23 protein-coding genes are annotated in these 18633 nt (G+C 68.9%); 6 read left to right on the forward strand and 17 right to left on the reverse strand.

Annotation, left to right across the window (positions count from 1 at the left end; translation table 11 throughout):
* Positions 1 to 4 precede the first annotated feature (4 nt).
* From OG884_RS03990 to OG884_RS04040, 11 genes are all read right to left on the reverse strand, one after another.
* Complete coding sequence (locus OG884_RS03990) at positions 5 to 283, reverse strand: PAAR domain-containing protein (protein WP_326642249.1); 279 nt, start codon at positions 281 to 283, stop codon at positions 5 to 7.
* A gap of 68 nt (positions 284 to 351) precedes the next feature.
* Positions 352 to 2130 (reverse strand): phage baseplate assembly protein V, encoded by a 1779-nt coding sequence (locus OG884_RS03995; protein WP_326642251.1) that lies wholly within the window; start codon positions 2128 to 2130, stop codon positions 352 to 354.
* A 7-nt stretch (positions 2131 to 2137) separates the two neighbouring features.
* Positions 2138 to 2815 (reverse strand): CIS tube protein, encoded by a 678-nt coding sequence (locus tag OG884_RS04000; protein WP_326642253.1) that lies wholly within the window; start codon positions 2813 to 2815, stop codon positions 2138 to 2140.
* Between the two features lie 4 nt (positions 2816 to 2819).
* On the reverse strand, positions 2820 to 3005 hold the full coding sequence (locus OG884_RS04005; RefSeq protein WP_326642255.1) for a hypothetical protein: 186 nt from the start codon (positions 3003 to 3005) through the stop codon (positions 2820 to 2822).
* Between the two features lie 30 nt (positions 3006 to 3035).
* Complete coding sequence (locus OG884_RS04010) at positions 3036 to 3485, reverse strand: phage tail protein (protein WP_326642257.1); 450 nt, start codon at positions 3483 to 3485, stop codon at positions 3036 to 3038.
* Between the two features lie 45 nt (positions 3486 to 3530).
* Entirely contained in the window at positions 3531 to 3980 is a 450-nt protein-coding gene (locus OG884_RS04015) for a phage tail protein (RefSeq protein WP_326642259.1), read from the reverse strand.
* A gap of 30 nt (positions 3981 to 4010) precedes the next feature.
* Positions 4011 to 6608, reverse strand: coding sequence for a phage tail sheath family protein (locus OG884_RS04020; protein ID WP_326642261.1), 2598 nt, complete (start codon positions 6606 to 6608; stop codon positions 4011 to 4013).
* A 13-nt stretch (positions 6609 to 6621) separates the two neighbouring features.
* A complete protein-coding gene (locus tag OG884_RS04025) occupies positions 6622 to 7185 on the reverse strand; it encodes a hypothetical protein (RefSeq protein WP_326642263.1) in 564 nt (187 codons plus the stop codon).
* Complete coding sequence (locus OG884_RS04030; RefSeq protein WP_326642265.1) at positions 7182 to 7724, reverse strand: DUF4255 domain-containing protein; 543 nt, start codon at positions 7722 to 7724, stop codon at positions 7182 to 7184. Before OG884_RS04030 ends, OG884_RS04025 begins: the two co-directional genes overlap by 4 nt.
* Complete coding sequence (locus tag OG884_RS04035; protein WP_326642267.1) at positions 7721 to 7939, reverse strand: hypothetical protein; 219 nt, start codon at positions 7937 to 7939, stop codon at positions 7721 to 7723. The genes OG884_RS04030 and OG884_RS04035 overlap by 4 nt, the downstream gene beginning before the upstream one ends.
* A 54-nt stretch (positions 7940 to 7993) precedes the next feature.
* Positions 7994 to 8941, reverse strand: coding sequence for an AfsR/SARP family transcriptional regulator (locus OG884_RS04040; RefSeq protein ID WP_326642269.1), 948 nt, complete (start codon positions 8939 to 8941; stop codon positions 7994 to 7996).
* Between the two features lie 271 nt (positions 8942 to 9212).
* Between OG884_RS04040 and OG884_RS04045 the strand changes: the two genes are divergently transcribed.
* Entirely contained in the window at positions 9213 to 9842 is a 630-nt protein-coding gene (locus OG884_RS04045) for a DUF899 domain-containing protein (RefSeq protein WP_326642271.1), read from the forward strand.
* A 53-nt stretch (positions 9843 to 9895) separates the two neighbouring features.
* Here OG884_RS04045 and OG884_RS04050 read toward each other — a convergent pair whose 3' ends face one another.
* Together OG884_RS04050 and OG884_RS04055 are read right to left on the reverse strand one after the other, a co-directional pair.
* Positions 9896 to 10666, reverse strand: coding sequence for a hypothetical protein (locus OG884_RS04050; protein WP_326642273.1), 771 nt, complete (start codon positions 10664 to 10666; stop codon positions 9896 to 9898).
* A gap of 23 nt (positions 10667 to 10689) precedes the next feature.
* Entirely contained in the window at positions 10690 to 11148 is a 459-nt protein-coding gene (locus tag OG884_RS04055; protein WP_326642275.1) for an SMI1/KNR4 family protein, read from the reverse strand.
* Positions 11149 to 11513: 365 nt separating this feature from the next.
* On the opposite strand from OG884_RS04055, the gene OG884_RS04060 reads away from it, so the two are divergent.
* On the forward strand, positions 11514 to 12026 hold the full coding sequence (locus OG884_RS04060) for a hypothetical protein (RefSeq protein ID WP_326642277.1): 513 nt from the start codon (positions 11514 to 11516) through the stop codon (positions 12024 to 12026).
* A 183-nt stretch (positions 12027 to 12209) separates the two neighbouring features.
* On the opposite strand, the gene OG884_RS04065 is transcribed toward OG884_RS04060, so the two are convergent.
* Together OG884_RS04065 and OG884_RS04070 are read right to left on the reverse strand one after the other, a co-directional pair.
* Positions 12210 to 13010, reverse strand: coding sequence for an SDR family NAD(P)-dependent oxidoreductase (locus OG884_RS04065; RefSeq protein WP_326642279.1), 801 nt, complete (start codon positions 13008 to 13010; stop codon positions 12210 to 12212).
* A gap of 150 nt (positions 13011 to 13160) precedes the next feature.
* Complete coding sequence (locus tag OG884_RS04070) at positions 13161 to 13358, reverse strand: hypothetical protein (protein ID WP_326642281.1); 198 nt, start codon at positions 13356 to 13358, stop codon at positions 13161 to 13163.
* 142 nt (positions 13359 to 13500) lie between these two features.
* Between OG884_RS04070 and OG884_RS04075 the strand changes: the two genes are divergently transcribed.
* The 4 genes from OG884_RS04075 to OG884_RS04090 all read left to right on the forward strand — a co-directional run bounded on the left by OG884_RS04075 (position 13501) and on the right by OG884_RS04090 (position 16907).
* On the forward strand, positions 13501 to 15144 hold the full coding sequence (locus OG884_RS04075) for an N-6 DNA methylase (protein WP_326642283.1): 1644 nt from the start codon (positions 13501 to 13503) through the stop codon (positions 15142 to 15144).
* Positions 15145 to 15284: 140 nt separating this feature from the next.
* Entirely contained in the window at positions 15285 to 15539 is a 255-nt protein-coding gene (locus OG884_RS04080; RefSeq protein ID WP_326642286.1) for a hypothetical protein, read from the forward strand.
* The gene (locus tag OG884_RS04085) at positions 15520 to 16032 is read left to right on the forward strand and encodes a DUF6879 family protein (protein WP_326642288.1); all 513 of its coding nucleotides are present in this window, start codon (positions 15520 to 15522) and stop codon (positions 16030 to 16032) included. Before OG884_RS04080 ends, OG884_RS04085 begins: the two co-directional genes overlap by 20 nt.
* 17 nt (positions 16033 to 16049) lie before the next feature.
* Entirely contained in the window at positions 16050 to 16907 is an 858-nt protein-coding gene (locus OG884_RS04090) for a DUF5753 domain-containing protein (RefSeq protein WP_326642290.1), read from the forward strand.
* A gap of 318 nt (positions 16908 to 17225) precedes the next feature.
* Here the strand turns inward: OG884_RS04090 and OG884_RS04095 are convergent, their stop codons facing one another.
* Complete coding sequence (locus tag OG884_RS04095) at positions 17226 to 18176, reverse strand: DUF4279 domain-containing protein (RefSeq protein ID WP_326642291.1); 951 nt, start codon at positions 18174 to 18176, stop codon at positions 17226 to 17228.
* A 58-nt stretch (positions 18177 to 18234) separates the two neighbouring features.
* Positions 18235 to 18573 carry a hypothetical protein gene (locus OG884_RS04100; protein WP_326642292.1) on the reverse strand — a complete coding sequence of 113 codons (339 nt, stop codon included), beginning with the start codon at positions 18571 to 18573 and terminating at the stop codon, positions 18235 to 18237.
* Positions 18574 to 18633: the final 60 nt, after the last annotated feature.

An 18633-nucleotide genomic window follows, 5' to 3' on the forward strand; every position in this document is an offset into this window, starting at 1 on the left:
CCGCTCACCCGACCAGCACCGTCGGGGCGCCGACCACGGGCGTGGCGCCGCAGCCGGCCGGATCGCCCACGCGTAGCGCCGGCTTCCCGGCGATCAGCACCGTCGGGCTGCTCGCGGTGAACGGCGAGCTGGGCGGATGGCCCGGCTGGATCGGGCAGGCGTGCAGGTCCCCGAATACCGCCGCGGGCAGCCCGCCGATCAGCACCGTGGGTACCCCTGGGCCGACGACCGCTCCACCGTGCGCCGTGATGTCCGTGACCCGTGCGGCGGGCGGCATCGTCATCCACCGCCCCGACCGGCACACGGGAGATCCCCGTCATGCCAAGAGCGCAGTCCCATCGACACTCCCTTTCAGTTGATCCGTACTATCGCGCCGGAGACGGACAGCGAGCCCGTGGCCTTCAGCTCCAGGCTCGCCGCACTTTCCACCGTCGCGGGGCCGCTGGCCTTGGACGACAGCCGTGACGCCGCGAGCTTGACCGCGCCCGCGGGCGCGGACAGCGTGATGTCCCCCTGCTGGGCGACGATCGAGACACCGTCCTGCCCGAGCGTGATCGAGGCCGCCCCTCCCTTCTCGGTCAGCGTGATCGTGCCGCCGTCGTCGTCGAGCACGAGCTTGTGGCCGCCCGCCGTCTTCAGGCTGACCGCGCCGGGCTCGTGATCGTCGAAGGTGAGCCGGTGACCGGATCGGGTGACCACGGACTTGATCTCGTTCGTCCGCGCGTCCATCCGCTCCGGCGGGACCTGCCGCCCGTTCCAGAGCGCGCCCAGCATGACCGGGAAGCAGTGATCGTCGCCGATGTGGCCGACCAGCACCTCCTGCCCGATGTCGGGAACGAACCATGTCCCCTGCGAAGGCCCCGCGTCGAGCGTGACCAGGCGCGCCCAGACCGGCTCAAGGGCCTGGTCCAGCCAGGGGAACGCCACTTTCACCCGTCCCCAGCCGAGCGGGTCGTCGAGATCGGTGACCACCCCGAGCAGCAGGCCGCCCACGCCGCCGGCACCCGCCGGCACGTCCCCGCGCGGCGACGGCAGAAGCGGCCGCGGGTAACCGAGCTGGAACTCCGTGGTGTACCCGCGGCGTCCCAGTCGGTGCCTTACCGCACTCACGTAGTGGCGGCCGCCGAGCCGGTCGCCGATCCCGGTGATCCGCAACCAGCCGTCCGCGGCCAGCCTCGGCAGGCCGAGCGTGCGGCCGGTCCCGCTCAGTCGGCGCAGGACCTCCGTGGAGGCGGCGGCGACCGCACGCCGATCGGCCTCGTCGGCGGGGATGTCACCGGCGGTGGCGATCGTCCGCTCGCGCAACGGCCAGCCCGCCCGGCCCAGCGCGTCGGCGGGAACCGGCCGCCCGTCGCTTTCCGGCTCGGCCCGCTGACTGCCGGCGTCGGCGGTCACCGACTCCAGATCCGCCGGGCTCCAGCCGCTCACCGTGACCGGATCCGCGCGCCCGGCGAGATCCTCCGTGAGGCGTAGCTCGCGCAGAGTCGTCCCGTACTCGAGGGTGAGCTCATCATCGCCGGAGTCGCCCGGTCGGGCCGCGGGCCCGAACACCAACTCGGTGCCGCGCACGTAGGTCACCCAGCCGAGCTGCCCGGCTCTGTGGACGAGCCAGTCCCAGTCCGACTGCCCGGCGAAGGCGATCTGGGGCTGGCTGATCCCCTCGCCCGCCGCGACGGACAGGCCGTATCTGGAGGCGATGTCGCCGGCCACATCGCCGTCTGTCACATTCTCGTAAACCCGCGCCCGGGGGACGGCCGCGAGCAGGGAGCTGCGCGTCCGGCAGGCGACCTCGATGGTCGGCGCCGTTTCGCCGAAGCGCGCCGTCGCGCCGGTGATGACCCCGGTGAAGACCGTGGACAGCTTCCCGCGCCAGCCAAGCGAGATCTCGATCTCGACGCCCGCGGCCAGGACGAGGCCGTCGGAATACCGCACCTGGCGGGTGTCGGCATCCCAGTTACGCAGCAGCAGCGCGGCCCGCCCGTGCCGGTTGACCTCCTCGCTGACATCGATCTCCAGGACGTCCAGCGCGAGCGACGCCGGAGCGTCCCGGCCGTCCAGTCGCAGCACGAAGTCGGGACGGTCGGGGATCGCGTCCATCGGGAAGGTCGCCGGTGCCGCCGGTGTGGTCATGGCCTTCTCACCCCGCCTTCCCCGAGACCTTGGGCGGCAGCATGAGCACGTCGCCCGGATCCAGGCGACGCGGGTTGACCAGCCGGTTCGCCGCCGCGAGCGGCCGCCAGTAATCGGGCGAGCCGTACACGCGGTGCGCGATCGCGTCGATGGTGTCGCCTTCGCTGACCAGCCACGTCTGGTACAGGTCCGGCGACTCCCGGCGCTCGGCGCGGGCCAGGTCCTCGGGCTCGATCACCTCCTGGAAGGTGGCCTTCACCCTGGCCCGCAACGGCTCTCCCGCCCGGTCGAAGAGCTGGTAGGCGACCTCCGCCGCGGTCAGCACCCCCCGGAAGGTGAAGTCCCCCCAGTACAGGTGGACGTAGTAAGGCATGTGCGTATCGGACTGGAACCGGGTGAGGTCGAGCAGCCGGTTCAGCCGCGCGCGCACCGTCTGCGAGCCCTCGACGACACCGGTGCCGTCGAAGAAGAAGTCGATCGAGATCTGGTCGGGCTCGCCGCCCGCGTACGACGTGGCGGGCCGGCTCGCCCCGGCGGGCTGCTCGTTGCTGTAGCGGTTCTTGCGACTGAACGCCAGCTCGGTCGGATTGAACAGGGCCTTCCAGATCCCGGCGAGTTCGGTGTACCGCTGGTCTCGGTACACCTCGATGGTCAGCTTGGCCAGCTGGTTCTCGTCCAGAGTCACCGGTTCAGCCCTCCCATTCGCGGCGGAGGCGTTCGAGGACCCGCTCGGTGGCCTGCCGGACGATCCGCTCCACCAGGGCGTCGTCCGGGTCGTCTCCGGCCGGTCCGGATCCGGGCGCGTCAGCGCCGTGCGCGGCGGACCCGCCGCTCAGCACGACCTCGCTGATGACCTCGCCGATCACCACGCTCATCGATCGTTCACTCTCCTTGGCTCCGATGCGTCACACGCTCAGTGGGACGAGGGACAGGCCGTGATGGGCGATCTCCACCGACTCGATCGCCACCGCGGCGGACATCGCGTTGAGATCAGGGCCGGTGATCTTGACCGGCCAGCCGCGGCGGAACGCCCATACCCGTACCGGGGTCAGCACGCCGTCCACGCCGGCCAGCAGCAGCACCTCGCCGTCCCGTGGCCGCATCTGCCCAGTCCGCGCATACTCCGCGTACCAGTCCCAGAGCCCCCGATCCGCCGTGGCACCGCGCTTGAGCACGAGGTTCGGCATGGACGCGCGGGAGGGAAACCGGTGGGGAAAGCGGTTCTCCCCGCCCTCCAGGTACTCCTCCACCCCGATATCCCCGGCCAGGCCGGTGCACTCCGTGAAGTCGATCATGGTTATCCCGTCGATCTGCAGCCGAAACGACGCGGCCAGGTACGGGTACTCGATGGTCACCCGTCAGCCCTCCCAGTGGTGAGAACTCGCGGCGTGGGCCGCCGCTCAGCCGACGATGACCTCGACGCCCTCATGGGCGAACTCCAGCGTCTCGATGGCGATCTCGTTCCCGGTCGCGTTCAGCCCGGGACCCTCGATCTTGACCGGCCAGGCGTCCTTGATCTTCCAGGTCATGACCGGGTCGCCTGCCTCGTTGAGCAGGCTGACGGTGACCGGCCGGCGGGCGACCGTCCCCGCCCTGATCGTGTTGAACCATTCGTACAGCCCGATGCCGCCGCTCTTCTCCCCCTTGGGCACGATCCCCCGCTTGAGCGTGACGTTCCCGTATTTGCGCAGGCCGGGAATCTTCCGCACGGTCAGCGCCCGGTCCGCTCCGCCGCGGTATTCGATCGCGTCGGCCTCCATGGTGAGCCCGCTCACTTCGGAGAAGCTGGAGGTGTTCTGCGAGTCGCCCCACTTCACTTCGAAGTGCAGCGACGTCAATGGATATGACATGGCCTATCTCCCTAATCGGCCAGGATCGGCCTACTCGGCGAGCCGTTTGTGACTGAACCGGAAGACGACGAACTCCGCGGGCTTCGCCGGAGCGACCGCGACCTCGGTGATCACGAGGCCGAGGTCGACGTCCGTCTCGGTCATGGTCTCCCCCAGCCCGACGCGGACCCGGTACGCCTCCTCGGGCGTGGTTCCCGCCAGCGCGCCGCCACGCCAGAGCTGGTCGAGGAAGTTCTCCACCGACACCCGGATACGCAGCCACGTGCTCTGCGTGTTCGGTTCGAAGACCACCCACTGGGTGCTGTTCTCCACCGACGTCTCGATGAGGTTGAAGAGCCGCCGGACGTTGACGTACCGCCACTGCCCGTCGGCGGAGGATGTTCTGGCCCCCCAGATCCTGATGCCCCGCCCGGGGAAGGCGCGGATGAGATTCACTCCGGCGGGATTGAGCAGGTCCTGCCGACGCTGCGTGTAGTCCTCGGCCAACCCGACGATCCCGCGGACCCGCTCGTTGGCCGGCGCCTTGTGCACGCCGCGCTCCCGATCGGTACGGGCGAAGACGCCGGCGACAAAGCCGCTCGGCGGCACCGTGACGACTCGCCGGGTCGCTGCGGAGTCCAGGTTCAGCATCAGGACATGCGGCGCGTACGTACCCGCCTGGGTGCTCGCGACACTGGTCTCCCGCCACCGCGCGAGGTCCAGGTCGGTGGCACGGTCCGCCGGGGCGTCCACGACGGCGAACCGCCGGAACCGCTCGCAGTGCGTGACCATGGCCCCGATCACGTCCACCTGGGACAGGTCGTCCGCGAGTGTGAGCACGTCCGGGCAGATCACGATGGCGGGCTCGGTCACCCGTTCCAGGGCGTCGAGGCCGTCCTTGAGGTCCCCTGCCCCGGCCACCCGGTCGGAGCCCGCGCGAGTGGATCGGGCCAGCGCCGGCAGGTTGGTCTGCGAGACGGCCCCCGCCTTCGGAGCGTCTACCCGGATCCGCGCGGACAGGTCGTTCACCAATGCGTCCCGGTGGTAGAACCTCGGATGATCGGGATGCAGCGCGAGCTGCGGGTAGTTCTCCACGAGCGCCCCGGCCTCGAACACCTTGAGCGCGAAGCGCAACGGCACGAGGCGGGTGGTCTGAAACGCCAGCAGCGGGTACGGCCCCGCCTCACCGCTCGCGTTGACCGGGGCGGCGCCGCCGATCGTGACGACGTGGACGTTGCCCCCCGTCCGGCTCACGCCGGTGATCCGGTGCCGTCCGGCGGCGCCGAGCTCGATGAAGTCGTCGCCGACGACAGGCGGGCGGGCGACGCGCACCACGACACCGTTGCGGGCGTCGGCGGGTGGCCGCACGTCGGCCGAGATCCAGGTCTCGCCGGCCGGGTCGGTCCCCGCCGGGGCCCACCCGTCGGCGGCGGCCGTGTCGCGGGTCAGGTCCAGCGGCGCGCCGATCGAGCGGTTGAGCCGCAGCACGGTTCCGTTCGGCAGGAACGAGTACCGCTGCGCGAGGTCCGTACGGGTGGGACCGACGAGTTCCACGTCCTCGTGGAAGAGGTGCGCGACCAGCCGGGCGTCCACCTCGATCGACCCGATCGGCGGCGCGGCCGGGAACTCCAGCCGGTTGTTCTGCCACACGGCGACCAGACCGTTGGACGCGACGCCCTCGTGCCCGGCGGCCATGTCCTGGATCCTCGGCGCGGGGGCGTCGCGCCAGGTTAGACCGCTCAGCGGGACGTTGCGCGGGTTGGGCGTGGTGGGCGCGGTCAGTTCGCCGACGAGCCGGACCACCCGCGGGGCGAACTCTCCGGCCGGCAGCGCCCCGCTCCCGCCGAGCGCGGCGGCAAGGGTCAGCGACATGCCGGGCGTGGCGGACGCCGCCGCGTCCACGACGACGGACCGCCGGTTCATCGAGGGCGTGATCGCGAGCAGTACGTCTCCGCGCTGGAATCCGGTCCCCGCGGCGAACCGCAGCGAGATCGCCGTGTTGGGCGGTGCGGCCACGACCCACGATGCCCCCGCCGGCAGGTCGAGCGCGGAACCGGCGGGCATGCCGATCGTGAGGGCGCCCGGCTGCACGGCGTCGACCGTCCCTGCCCGCGGTGCCCCGACCGGCCCGATGAGCAGCACCGGATCGCCCGCCGAGATCCCGACGGTGGATTCGACCGACAGCGTGCTCGTGGTGGCGCCCGCGGGTATGTTCTGGTTGCCGCTCAGGGCCAGCCGGCTCGCGTACAACTGCCCGCTGCCCGCGCTCGTGTCCGGCGTCACCACGATGTCGAGGTCGTTGGCCCAGTCCCCCGGCGAGGACGCGTCCACCGTGAACGCGACGGTCGTCGCGTCACCGCGCAGCACGTCCCACCTGGCCCCGATGGAGGGGTCGGCGCGGACCACGTATGCCGCCGGTCCTCCGTTCTCGAAGAAGCCGAAGACCGCCTCCGCCGTGAAGCCGCCCTCGACGGGGTTGCCGAACAGCGTCTTGAACTCCTGCCATCCGGTGACCCTGGCCGGCTCCAGGTATGGGCCCTTCTCGGTCGTGCCCACGATCGCGACCACGCTGGTGGGCGCGGCCGAGATGGGCTGGGGCCCGGCCGGCACCTCTTCGATGTAGACGCCAGGCGACTGATAGCTGATCACGGTGGTCTCCTACTCACGTGGTGTCGATGAGCCGGATGCGGGTGGTCGGGCGGCCGACGTCGATGAAGGCCCGCCGTAGCAGCAGCAGGTCGACACGGATCTCGAAGGGATGGAACTCCGCGGTCCATCCGACCGGGACGGACCTGTAGGTCCCGGGCTCGCCCGGCTGCTCGGGCAATGGCACGTCCGGGCCGGCCGACGGACGCGCCACCACGGCGCGGCCGGTGCTCGGCCCGCCGGCCGTGATCAGCCGAACCTCCAGCACTGACGGGACGGGGGCGAACAGGTGCGTCACGACCGGCTGACCGAGGGCGACCTCGGCCACCGGGGCGGCCAGCCGTACGGCGACCTCCGGGTCGGTCACCTCCAACCGGAGCCGGGCCGCCGGAGCGGGCGACGGCGCGAGCTCCGCCCCGCGCGTCGACTCGGTGACCACGACCCGGCCGAACAGGGTGCGCAGCGCCCAGCCGGGCGGCGGGCGGCCGGTGAACGCGGCACGCACGAGCAGCGGGCGGCCGGTGACCGCGTGCAGCGCGCGCACCTCGTGCCGCAGCGCCTGCGTGGCGGACTCTTTCACGGGCGTACCTCGGTGTACTCGATGCGGTGCTCGGAGATCACAACGTGGCCCTCCGGGGCGAGCGGGGCCAGGAGCACCGCATCGATCTGGTAGTACAGGCCGAGCCGCATGCCCCGTTCGTACGCGGTCCACAGACCGGTGCGTTCCTCGAAGGGCGGGCTGTAGAGGCGCACTGTGAGGCGCTCCACCAGCGGCAGAAGCGCGGGGCGCAGCAGTTCCCTGCCGAGGATCGGCACGGTGTGGAAGACCTGCACGACGCGGGCCAGCCGGGTCTGCACCTCCAGATGATCGGTACTGTTGTACACCATCACGTAGCTCAGCCGGACGCCGAGCGGCGCGCGCTCGTACCCACCGGAGGTGCTGACGAGCGGCGCGTTGCGCAGGTGCGGGTGCTCGTCGATCGCGTACATGCAGATGTGCAGCTTGTTCGCAGTGAGCGTGGTGCCGCTGTCCAACGAGCTGGACTCGACCCAGCCGGGATCCAGGCCCGAGCGCGTCTCCAGGACCTCGACAAGGGTCCGGGTCACCTCGTCGATCATGCCGGCCACCAGTCGGAGACGTCGGCACCGGATTCCTGCAGCGCCTGCCGGATGAAGGCCTCGATCTCGTCCATGGTCCGCACGTAGTGCCCATCTCCTGTGCGCAGATCCTGCACCCACGCCGCCAGCCGGGGAACTGCCCCGGGAACCTCCCGGGGCTCGACGTACACGCGCACCAGGAACGCACGTATGCCGTGTCCGAGAAGCCTTCGCATGGACGCCTCCTTCAGGTGACGATGCAGCCTTTGTAGACAGGCGGCGTCACCCAGCTATCTCCGAGACATCTCCACGGCATCACCGGATACCTTCAGGACCTCACCGGTGGTTCCCGCGGCGAGCGCGCGCAGCTCGTCGACCGCACGTTTCAGCACGTCGGCGAGGCTGCGCAGCTCGTCCTCCGCCCGCGTCAAGTGATCTATCAGCCGTGCGGCATGGTCGTTCCCCGGGACCGCCGCCGTGTACGTCCCGGCCGCGATCCGCGCCGCGGCGGTCGTCTCCGGCAGCGGGTCCACGCCGAGTTCCTCGGAGAGGATCCTGCGGCAGATCTCGTACTGACGCAGCGCCTGCGCCCGGCGTCCCACCTCCGCGTGCATCTCGATCATCGCGCGGTGGACATCCTCGCGCAGCGGATCCCGATCGAGAATCGCCTGCCCGAACCGCAGGGCGGCGTCAGGCTCGCCTGCGGCCCGATGCCAGGTGACGAGCCGGGCCAGTGCGCAGATGTGCAGCTCGCGGAGTCGCTCCCGCTCCAGGATCACCCAGTTGTCGTCAACGTCTTCGAGCAGGTCGCCGGCGTACAGGCCGACCGCGCCGGCGAGCCGCTCGGCGTCGGCCGCAGATGTCGTCGCGCGCCCGAGGATCGGGGTGACCGCGGTCTCGAACCGCGCGACGTCGACGCAGGCGTCGCTGCGGCAGTTGAAGGACAGCGCGCCGGACGGCTCGACCAGCAGATATGTGCCGCGTGGCACATAGGCGGGCTCGATCACCCGCCGCAGCCGCCAGAGCGCGGTGTTCAGCCGCCGCCGGGCCTCGGCGGTCGGCATCTCACCCCAGAACGCCGCAGCCACTACGTCGCGCGGCTGAGGGCGCTCCCGCTGGAGCACCAGATAGGCCAGCAGACTGGCCGCGACGGGCTGCAACTGCAGGCTTCCGCCATTGGTTCCGTCGCCTCCCCAGATGACCGAACAACGGTGCCCCAACAATTTGATTTTGAGCACCCCTCACCCCCACTCGTTATCTGTAGAAGACCAGCGGCAGTGCACTGATGCAATCGCTGGTAGGGCGTGATTACCGTGGGTGGTGAGCAAGGCTCCGGCACATCGAGGAGTCAGCCGGGCTGCCCTGCCTCATGGATGATGACGATGGTGGTGGTGTGCTGATTGGGTCCGCCTGTTGGGTCCGCCTGTTGGGTCCGCCTGCCAGAGGTCTCGGGCAGGCGAGGCGAAGATGACGCGGGATTTTGTCGGTACCGCGGAGCACAATCGGCGGATGGAGAAACCGAGGATCGTTTCTGCCGAGGAATGGCAGCAGGCTCGCGACGAGCTGCTCAAGGCCGAGAAGGAGGCCACCCACGCCCAGGACGCGCTCGCGGCGCGACGTCGCCGCCTCCCGATGGTCAAGTTCGCCGACGGGTACACGTTCGACACGCCCACCGGCCCGAAGACCCTGCTCGACCTGTTCGAGGGCCGGGACCAGCTGGTCGTCTACCAGTTCATGGACAACGGGCCGGACCACTACTGCCCGGGCTGCACCGGGTTCACGAACAACGTCCCGGTGGCCGGGCTGGCCTGGCCGGCCGAGATCGGGGTCACCTGGGTGACCGTGTCGAACATGCCGCTCGCCCAGATCGAGGCGTACAAGGCGCGGATGGGCTGGACCCTGCCGTTCGTGTCCTCACACGGCACCTCGTTCGCGGACGACTGCGGCGCCGGTCGCGGCTTCATGCTGAGTGTGTTCCTGCGCGACGGCGAGGACGTCTACCGGACCTACAACACCACCTCCCGCGGCGTGGACCGGCTCCTCTTCGCCAACAACATCCTCGACCTCACCCCGTACGGCCGGCAGCAGGACTGGGAGGACTCCCCACCCGGCTGGCCGCAGCGTCCCACGTACGGGTAGGTGAGCCGCACGACGAATGCCCTGGCCGGGACGGCCAGGGCATGATCGGCGGGTCAGCCGCGTCGCATGGTGAGGATCTCGCGCCCCCGCTCCGGTGTGATCAACCGGGCGATCCGAGGGTCGACCAGCAGGGCGATCGGCGCGAGGTGGTCATCGCTCATCGGGCGCCACATCGACAGGGCGTCGCGCAGGAGCGGCCAGGCGTCGTCCCCGGTGTGGTCGGCGATCGCGGCACGCACCGCGTCATCGAACTCCGACTCGCCGAAGCAGACCCGGAATCCGGGCTCACTCGCCCTCGCCCGATAATCGGCGATCAGCCGCTGGACCGGTTCGGATCCGCGCTTCACCAGGCTGACGAGGGTGGACTGGGTACGCCAGCGAGCGGCGCGCTTGTGATCGGCGAACAGGATGGGCAGGACCTCGGCCGTCAGGAAGTCAGCGTCGAAAATCCAGGTCAGTTTGATGCCGCGCCGTAGCATCGAATCGATCAACTCGATCGCGTCGCCGACGCCCAACATGGCCCGCATCTGGAACAGCAGGACCTTGGCCCGGTCCCGGCCGAAGCGCGCGGCCTCCTCCAGCACCGCCAGCGGCCCGTCGACCTCGCCCGCCAGGCTCGCCAGACGGGCCTGCTCGATCTTCGCGTCCCAGTCACGCTGGGTCTGGCACTGCGGGCGGTCCAGGGTGTGGAAGCCGGCATACAGGTCGTACATCAACTCATAGAAGGAGCCGTGCCGCTCCGGGCCTATGGCCCTCCAGCTGAAAAGCTCGTAAGCGGCCCATTCCCCGCGCTCGTCCACGTCTTGCGAGTCGAGGAACAGCACACCCGCGTCCGCCTCCAGTGAGATCAGCAGACCCCACCGCAGGCTGGCCGGCTCATCGGCGTCGTCCTCCTCTCGTCATAGAGGCCGTCGTAGATCTCGCCCCACATCGGATCCAGGTCGCGCAGCCACCCGAGGTCACCGGTGCCACGTAGCTGGGAGACGAAGCTACCCGCGTCCCGCCAGCCATCGGTCACCAGGAGGAACTCACGGAACGACGGCGGCAGCACGCACCCCAGTCGCTCCTCCGCCGCGGCCACCTGCTCGGCGGAGGCGGGCGGGAAGCCCAGCCAGTCGTCGGTGACCGGTTCTTCGAACGCCGAGCGCGGCTCCACGTCGTGGACGGCGAGCCACTCCTCGCTCCAGCGCTTCAGAAACGGCTTCCATGCCTCACGCTCCACGCGGCACTCCTCCACGTCGGCAATGTCGCGCTCATCCCAGCAGAAGCCACCGACATTGCGGGACGGCGCAAAGTGTCGTCCCACACCAGTAAGTTCCTGCGGGTGTCACGCAACTCCTGGCGCTGGTGGGCCGCGGCCCTCCTTACCGGGGTGGCGCTGGTCGCGCTGGTGCTCCTGGCGTTCCTTCCGGTGACCGATCGCGCGCCGGGGGCCGTGTCCGCCTGCCCCGCCGACGCGAGCGACTTCGTCTGCGCGGCGCGGCAGAGCGGCAACGAACCCTACAAACGGCTGCCCGACCGGGAGTTGCTGGCCTTCGGGCGGCGGCTGTGCGGGGCCTACATCAGAAGGGATCCTGCGGAGATCGCCCGCATTCAGGAGCGGGACGGCGTCCACGTTCTGGCGATGGCGGGCTCCCTGACCGGGATCTGCCCCGGGCGGCGGCGGCGGACGTGCGGGCGCAGCGCGAGCAGCAGAGCCGGGAAGCGGACGAGTGGGAGGCCCAGGAGCAGCGCAAGTGCGACGAGGCGCCCCGGCACCGGCCCAGGCTCCGACCGGTCAAGGTGTTCCGCGAGCGGACCTGGACCGACTACGGCGTACTGGAGGGGTACGGCGACGTCACCGTTCCCAATGACGTCGACCCCGCCGAGTACAGCTTCGACCTGCTGAAGGCCGCGCAGCAGGACGGGTTGGTGGCCGTGGCCCAGGGGGTGGTCAACGTGCTGGTCGACTCCGACATGGACGTCTGCGTGACCGGCGAGCTCTACCGCCGTCGTCCGCCGGTGGAGACCAGGGGCTGGGACCGGGTGGTCGAGTTCGGCCTGGGCACCTCCTCCGGCCGGATCGAACTCGCCGACCAGATGGACGGCGAACCCTGTCCAACCTCGCCGGCGTGGGCAAGGGCCACTACCGGATCCGCCTGCACTACCGCGTCTCCGAGCGCGACGACTCCCAGCACCTGCTGATCATGTCCTTCCCCGGTAGGAGTGACCGCACCGTGAACCTGAAGCGCTGACCACACCTCCGGGCGCGCCGGATCGCCGAACAGGCAGGCATCGACTACGTCGAGGACCGGTGCCTGATCATCGAACGCGCGGCCGGCGGGCTGACCCGGCTCGGCTGACCCGCTGGCTCCCGAGACCCCGGTTTCACGCCGAGTTCCCCCGCCAGGCCAGCGTGCCGCCGTCGATCAGCCACTCGACGCCGTTGACGAACAACGCCTTGTCGCTGGCGAGAAAGCAGACGAGTTCTGCGATCTCCTCGGGTCGGCCGAGCCGGGGCACCAGGTGCATCCCGGACATCGCTCGCTTGCGGGCCTCGGGGTCGGCGGCCGCGTTCACGTAGTCGGCCACCATCTCGGTCTCGGTGACGCCGGGGGCGATGCCGTTGACCCGGATGCCGTACTTCGCGAGGTCCAGGGCGAGGTTCTTCGTCAAGAGGCTGAGGCCGCCCTTGCTCACGCCGTAGGCGATGCAACCGGGAAACGCCGCGAACGAACCGGTCGAGCCGGTGTTGATGATCGACGGCTGGCGCCTGCTGGACTTCAAATGGGGCAGGGCGTACTTCGCGCACAGCCACGCGCCACGTACGTTCACGTCCAGGACATGATCGAAAGTCTCGACCGTCATGTCCTCCAGCGACACGGCGCTGCTCAACGCCGTTTCGTTGATGCCGGCGTTGTTGTGCAGAACATCGATCCCGCCGTAGACCTCGACGGCGCGGGACATCAGCATCCGCACCTGCTCCTCGTCCCGCAGGTCGCAGGCGACGAAGATCGCTTGGCCCCCGGCCTTCACTATTTCGCCCTCGACGGACTTACCCGCCGGCTCGCTCGTACCGCTGATCACGACGTTTGCGCCGTGGCTCGCGGCGGCTCGGGCGGTACTGGCGCCGATTCCCCTCGTGCTACCCGTAATGACGAACGTCATGCCGTGGAAGTCATATGACATGACCAAAGCACCTCACTCCATAGGAGATTCGACCGCAACCGCATGCCGACCCCCCGAAGAACCAGCAATCTAGCCCCCGATGCAGCTCTGGGGAAAGAGAGAAGGAGAAACTAGTTCATCTTTTGACTACGGCGGCGGGTCCACGGGGGATCAGCCGAGCTTGTACTCCCTGAGTAGGCCCTGAGCGACATCGAAGCCGACCTCGGCGGCTGATCTCAGGTTGAACGCTTGACCCTCCAGCCAAGGGAGCGAGGCGACGGCGCCCGAGGAACGGCCTTCCTGGCGGTCATGCTGGATGCCCTGAAATTGACGATCTGAAACCGCTGTCCCGCGCCCGGCCTGGTCCATCACAGTGATCAAAGAGTATGGGGCGATACACCTCCATATCACTCAGTCCGCGATGCGGCACAAGTGTCGTCGGGTATCTCTGTTGACGATGTCAATGCACCCATTACCTGGCGCTTCCTACCACCACGTGTACTGTTTCCCCATGAACGCCGATTCCCAGGCCAGTGCCGATTCCCTGGTCTCGGCTGCGGAGATCGCGAAGTTGGCCGGGGTGACACGGGCCGCCGTCTCCAACTGGCGCAGGCGGCACGCCGACTTTCCCACGCCGGTCGGCGGCGGGGCGCACAACGCCCTGTTCGCCCTGTCCGAGGTGCAGACCTGGCTGGACCGGCATCGCAGGGGCGGCGAGGTCTCCGGCGAGGTGCTCGTCTGGCAGGCCTTGCGCGGGATGTACGGCGACGACATGACGCGCGGCCTCGCCGACGTCGCCGAGCTGTTCACCACCGGGTCCGCCCCATCGCTGGATGCCGGGATTCGGTCGCCGGTGAAGGACCTGGCCGCGCAGAGCTCACCGGCCGAGGTTGTCGCGGGGCTCACCGAACGCCTCATCGACTCGGCGGGCCGGGTGGGCTCGGAGCAGGTGTCGACCTCTCGCCTGACCCGTGCGGTGCGACATTTCGCGGGCTCGGTGAGCGGCACAGTCTTCGACCCCGCCTGTGGAATCGGCTCCCTGCTCCTCGCACTCGGCAACGGCCCCGAGGTCACCCTGGCCGGGCAGGAGATCGACTCGTCGGCCGCCCGGCTCGCCGAGTCCCGTACGAGGCTCGCCGGGAGGACGGGCGTGACGATCAGGGTGGGCGACTCACTGCGTGAGGACCACTGCCCGGAGCTCCGGGCGGACCTCGTGGTGTGCGACCCGCCGGTGAACGTACCCGACTGGGGTCGCGAGGACCTGCTGCTCGACGCCCGCTGGGAGTTCGGCGTTCCCACCCGGGCGGAGGGCGAGCTGGCCTGGTTGCAGCACTGCTACGCGCACGTCGCCCCCGGCGGCAGGGCGATCTTCGTGGCCTCCGCCTCCGCCGCCTACCGCAAGGCGGGCCGCCGGATCCGCGCCGAACTCGTCCGGCACGGCATCCTCACCCAGCTCGTCGCGCTACCGGCGGGGATGGTCGCCTCCCACGCCCAGCCCGTGCACCTCTGGCTGCTGGCCCGGCCCTCCTCCCCCGACGGCGCGGCCTCCTTTGTCCGGATGACGGACCTCACGGCCAACGACCCCGACGGCCCGTTCGCCCCTGCTCCGGACCAAGTCGTGGATGTGGCGCTGATCGACCTGCTCGACGAAACGGTGGATCTCACCCCCGCGCGTCACATCGCGGCAGCCCGTACCGACCATCTCGCGGAGTACACGTCCATCCGCGCGGCCCTAGTGGGCCGGCTCCACGAGTTGCTGGACCTGTTGCCGCCGCTCAGCTCCGGCCCCGGTTACCTTGAGGGCGCCACGGTCAGGGTGGCCGACCTGGCCCGCGCCAAACTCGTCGAGATCGTCGAAGGGGAGGCCGTCTCCACCAGCGACCAGCTCGACACCGACTACCTGCACGGTTTCCTGCGCAGCACCGCGAACACCCGGCACTCCACCAGCGCCAGCGGCGGCTTCCGCACCGACATCCGCGGCTCGCGCATCCCGCAGATGAGTATCGACGACCAGCGGCTGTACGGCACCGCCTTCCGCACCCTCGACGAGTTCGAACGGCGTGTCAGGGAACTCACCGAACTGAGCGACCGCGCCACCTCACTGGCCCGCGACGGCCTCACCGGCGGAGCCCTGCGCCCCCGCACCGACCGGTAAGACCCCGGGCATCTCCCCGCCGACGTGTCCGGCTCCGGCCAGAACAGCGGTCAACGGGTCGGAAGCCTTTACCGGCTCGCTACACCGGGTAAAGGTCAGCTGGTGCAAGTCCGTGCATACCTCAGATGGTGGAGGTCACCATGGCGCTACGGTTTCTGGGCATCAATCCCGGCACTCCGAACGACGGCTCTCCGACGGTCTGGATCGACGAGGAGACCGGCGACTACATCGTCCAGTCGTACAAGGTGGACGAAGCGACATTGGAGGAGTGCAGGAAGACCGGCGACATCCCCGGCCACGAGACGGTGATCCGGCTCCCAGCGGTGATGATGCAGTTCTTCCCCGAGGTGAACGGCACGACAGAGGCGGCGACCAATGGCATCGGACATCCGTGACGGACTAAGAACAGCCCGCTCCTCAGCGGTGCACCTGGAGCTCCGGGACGTCTACACCCCGAACGATCCCGACTACCTCGCCTGGATGGCGGGAGACCGGTTCGACCCGGCCGAACGCTGGAGCGACTGGTTCGATCTGATCGTCGCGACGGTCGCCCGGGGTGTCCGGGTACGGCGGGCCCGGATCGTGTCCGAACCGGTGACCGACTACATCCGCTACGAGTACGACATCACCGCCGCACACAACATCGCCGCGGGTGAGGAAGTCCGCTGGTTGCCCCGGCGACAGGCCGCCGACCTGCTCGTTCCGGGCAGCGACCTGTGGATCTTCGATGGATCAGTGGTCGTGTTCAACCATTTCACCGGCGACGGCACATGGCCCGCCGACGGGGTTGAACGGCGAGCCGACGAAGCTCTGGCCAAGCGACTTCTGGCGGCATTCGACACGATCTGGGAACGTGCGACACCCCACCAGGACTATCAGCCCACCTGATCGTTTAGTGTCCTCTCGTGTCCTCGTCCGTCTCCTCCAGCGCTCGCGCGGCCAGGCAGTCCCTGGCCGGTCGGCTGCGGGAGATCCGCCTCGACGCAGATCTCAGCGCACGAGCGCTGGCGGCGGCGGCCGGATGGCATGAGTCGAAAACCTCCCGCATCGAGAACGCGAAGACACCGCCCGCCGACGCCGACATCCGCGTCTGGTGCCGGGTGTGCGACGCCGAGGACCAGATTCCCGACCTGATCGCCGCGGCGCGTGAAGTGAACTCGATGTGGGTCGAGTGGAAACGGATGGAACGGGCCGGCCTGCGGCAGGCACAGGAAGCGCAGCTGCCGCTGTACGAGCGGACCCGTCGCTTCCGTAGTTACGCGCCCAGCCTGGTCCCCGGGATCATCCAGACACGTGCCTACACCACCACGGTCCTGCGGGCGATCATGCAACGACGGTCGATCCCCGATGATGTGGATGCCGCTGTCACGGCCCGAATGGAACGGCAACGCGTTCTCCACGAAGGCGGGCATCAGTTCGCGTTCCTCGTGGAAGAGACGGTGCTGCGCTCGGTGATCGGGGGCAGGGAGGTGATGGCCGCCCAGCTCGACCACCTGACCGTGGTGGCGTCCCTGCCGTCTGTCAGCCTCGGTGTCATTCCGCTCGGCTCAGATCGGACTCCGATGCGGTGGACCGTCGAAGGATTCTGGATCTTCGGCGCCGAGCAGGTGTCCGTGGAACTTGTGTCGGGGTACTTGACGGTGACGCGGCCCAGCGAGATCGACATGTACAGCCGCGCGTTCACCGAGCTCGCCGAACTCGCGGTGTACGGCGCCGACGCGCGGGCCCTGATCTCGGCCGCGCTACATGCTCTTACCCAGTGAATTGTGCAAGCACCTGCAAGTTCGTTGAACCTCGCATGCGCTGATTCCTACCGTCAGGGGCATCCGCTCACCTGCCGCCGCGCCGTCGTCCCCGCTTGCACAACGGCTCCGTTACACGCAGCCGGAAGCCACGGTCGCCACGGCGGCGCCCTCCCAGCAGAGGGCGGAGGCGCACTACATCGCACCTCACGGCACGGCACGTTCCCCCAACCGGAAAGGGCACATGATGGTCACCGATCCTCTTTCCCCGCTCACACCGGCGTCCGTCGAGTTCCTCGAACTCGAACTCACGAACCGCTGCCAGCTCGTCTGCGTTCATTAGGCAAGCCCGTTGTCGGAATCAGTTTTGTCGGCTTGCTGTCTGTCTGGTGAAGGCAGCAGCGGATGTCGCTCTTGCTCGTGAGAATCCTCGGTGAACCCGTTGGGACGCTGGTGTCGGAGCGTCTGATACCGCTCATCGAGCAGGCCCACTGCTTCGTGCAGGGTGCACTCGAACAGAGTGCGGATTTGCTGGAGCGCCTGGATATTAGTGCGCGCGAGGATGAGTTCGTCGATCTCCAGCCACCGCCGATCAGGGGCGTCTTCAGGCTGTCTCAAGGCCGCCACCTCGACACGAAGCCGCTCGATCTCCGCGAGGATCTCCCGGTCGGACGGAACGCTGAGGACTGTGATCTCCTGCGGACCGGGCTCTCGGCGAAGGACGTCCAACTTCCGGGAAAGCCATGCACGAAGGTCCCCCAGTTCCCGACGTAGAGCATCTCGCTCGATCTGCACCTGCGTCGGCTCAGGCTCGTCTGGGGTGAGGTCGTACTCGTCGATGTCCAGGGCGGCGCCGGTGGCGGTCAGGAAGTCCAGCACGTCTCGGTCGAGGTGCCAGCCGAGCAAGTTGGGCTCGTCCGGTGGCGCTGGGGGCCGGGTGTCTGAGGGATTGAGTTGGGGGTCTTCCTCGTCATCGTTTAGGTAGCGCACGACCTCCAGGACAGCGCCGGCGTGTTCCTCGTTCTCGGCCCGAAGACGTTCGGCGAGTTCGGCGATGCGGTCGGTGTGAGGCCGGAGCCGGTCCAGCACGCGGGATATCTGTTCATCGACGCTCAGACCAGGCTCACGGCATACGATCTTCCAACTGTGGCTGACTGGAATTGCCGGTGCGGTGCGGCGGCTTCCGCGGATCGTAATCTCATCGGGTGCGATGCCTAGCCACGTCGCTATCTCCTCTGCGGAGATGCGCTGACTGAACAGCGCGAAGTAGACGTACTGGCGGATGCGCATTCTGGGACGATATCGGCGCGACCAGCAGCGATCCAGTTCGGGAGCCTGTTCCGCTGCGTCAGCACGGTCCGATCAGTTCTCCACCGCCGCGAACTGGAAGCCGAGCGACGTTCCCCACCGAAGCGAGCTCTTCACGGGCCTGTTGGAGTTCAAGAGACAGTTCAGCGACCGCCCTGCGTAGCGCGGTCCCGGCGGCTCGTTCTTTGGCGAGCTCGGCCGCAACCTCGGTGATCTTCTCCTTCAGCTTGGCGTTCTGCTCAGCGAGATCCTGCATCGCCAGCGGGGTAGAGTCCTGAACTTTGACGCGAGCCTGGAACTCCTCCACCAGGTCCCGGTAGTCGGAGTAGACGACGTCGCGTCGCAGCCCGGACTCGGTGATCAGCTCGCTGACGGTCAATTTTCCCGATACTGACCTCAGCGGCGTCCCAGTCAGCAGCCGGTCAGCGGCGGCCCGGAT

This window comes from Streptosporangium sp. NBC_01755 (assembly GCF_035917995.1).
Taxonomy (GTDB): domain Bacteria; phylum Actinomycetota; class Actinomycetes; order Streptosporangiales; family Streptosporangiaceae; genus Streptosporangium.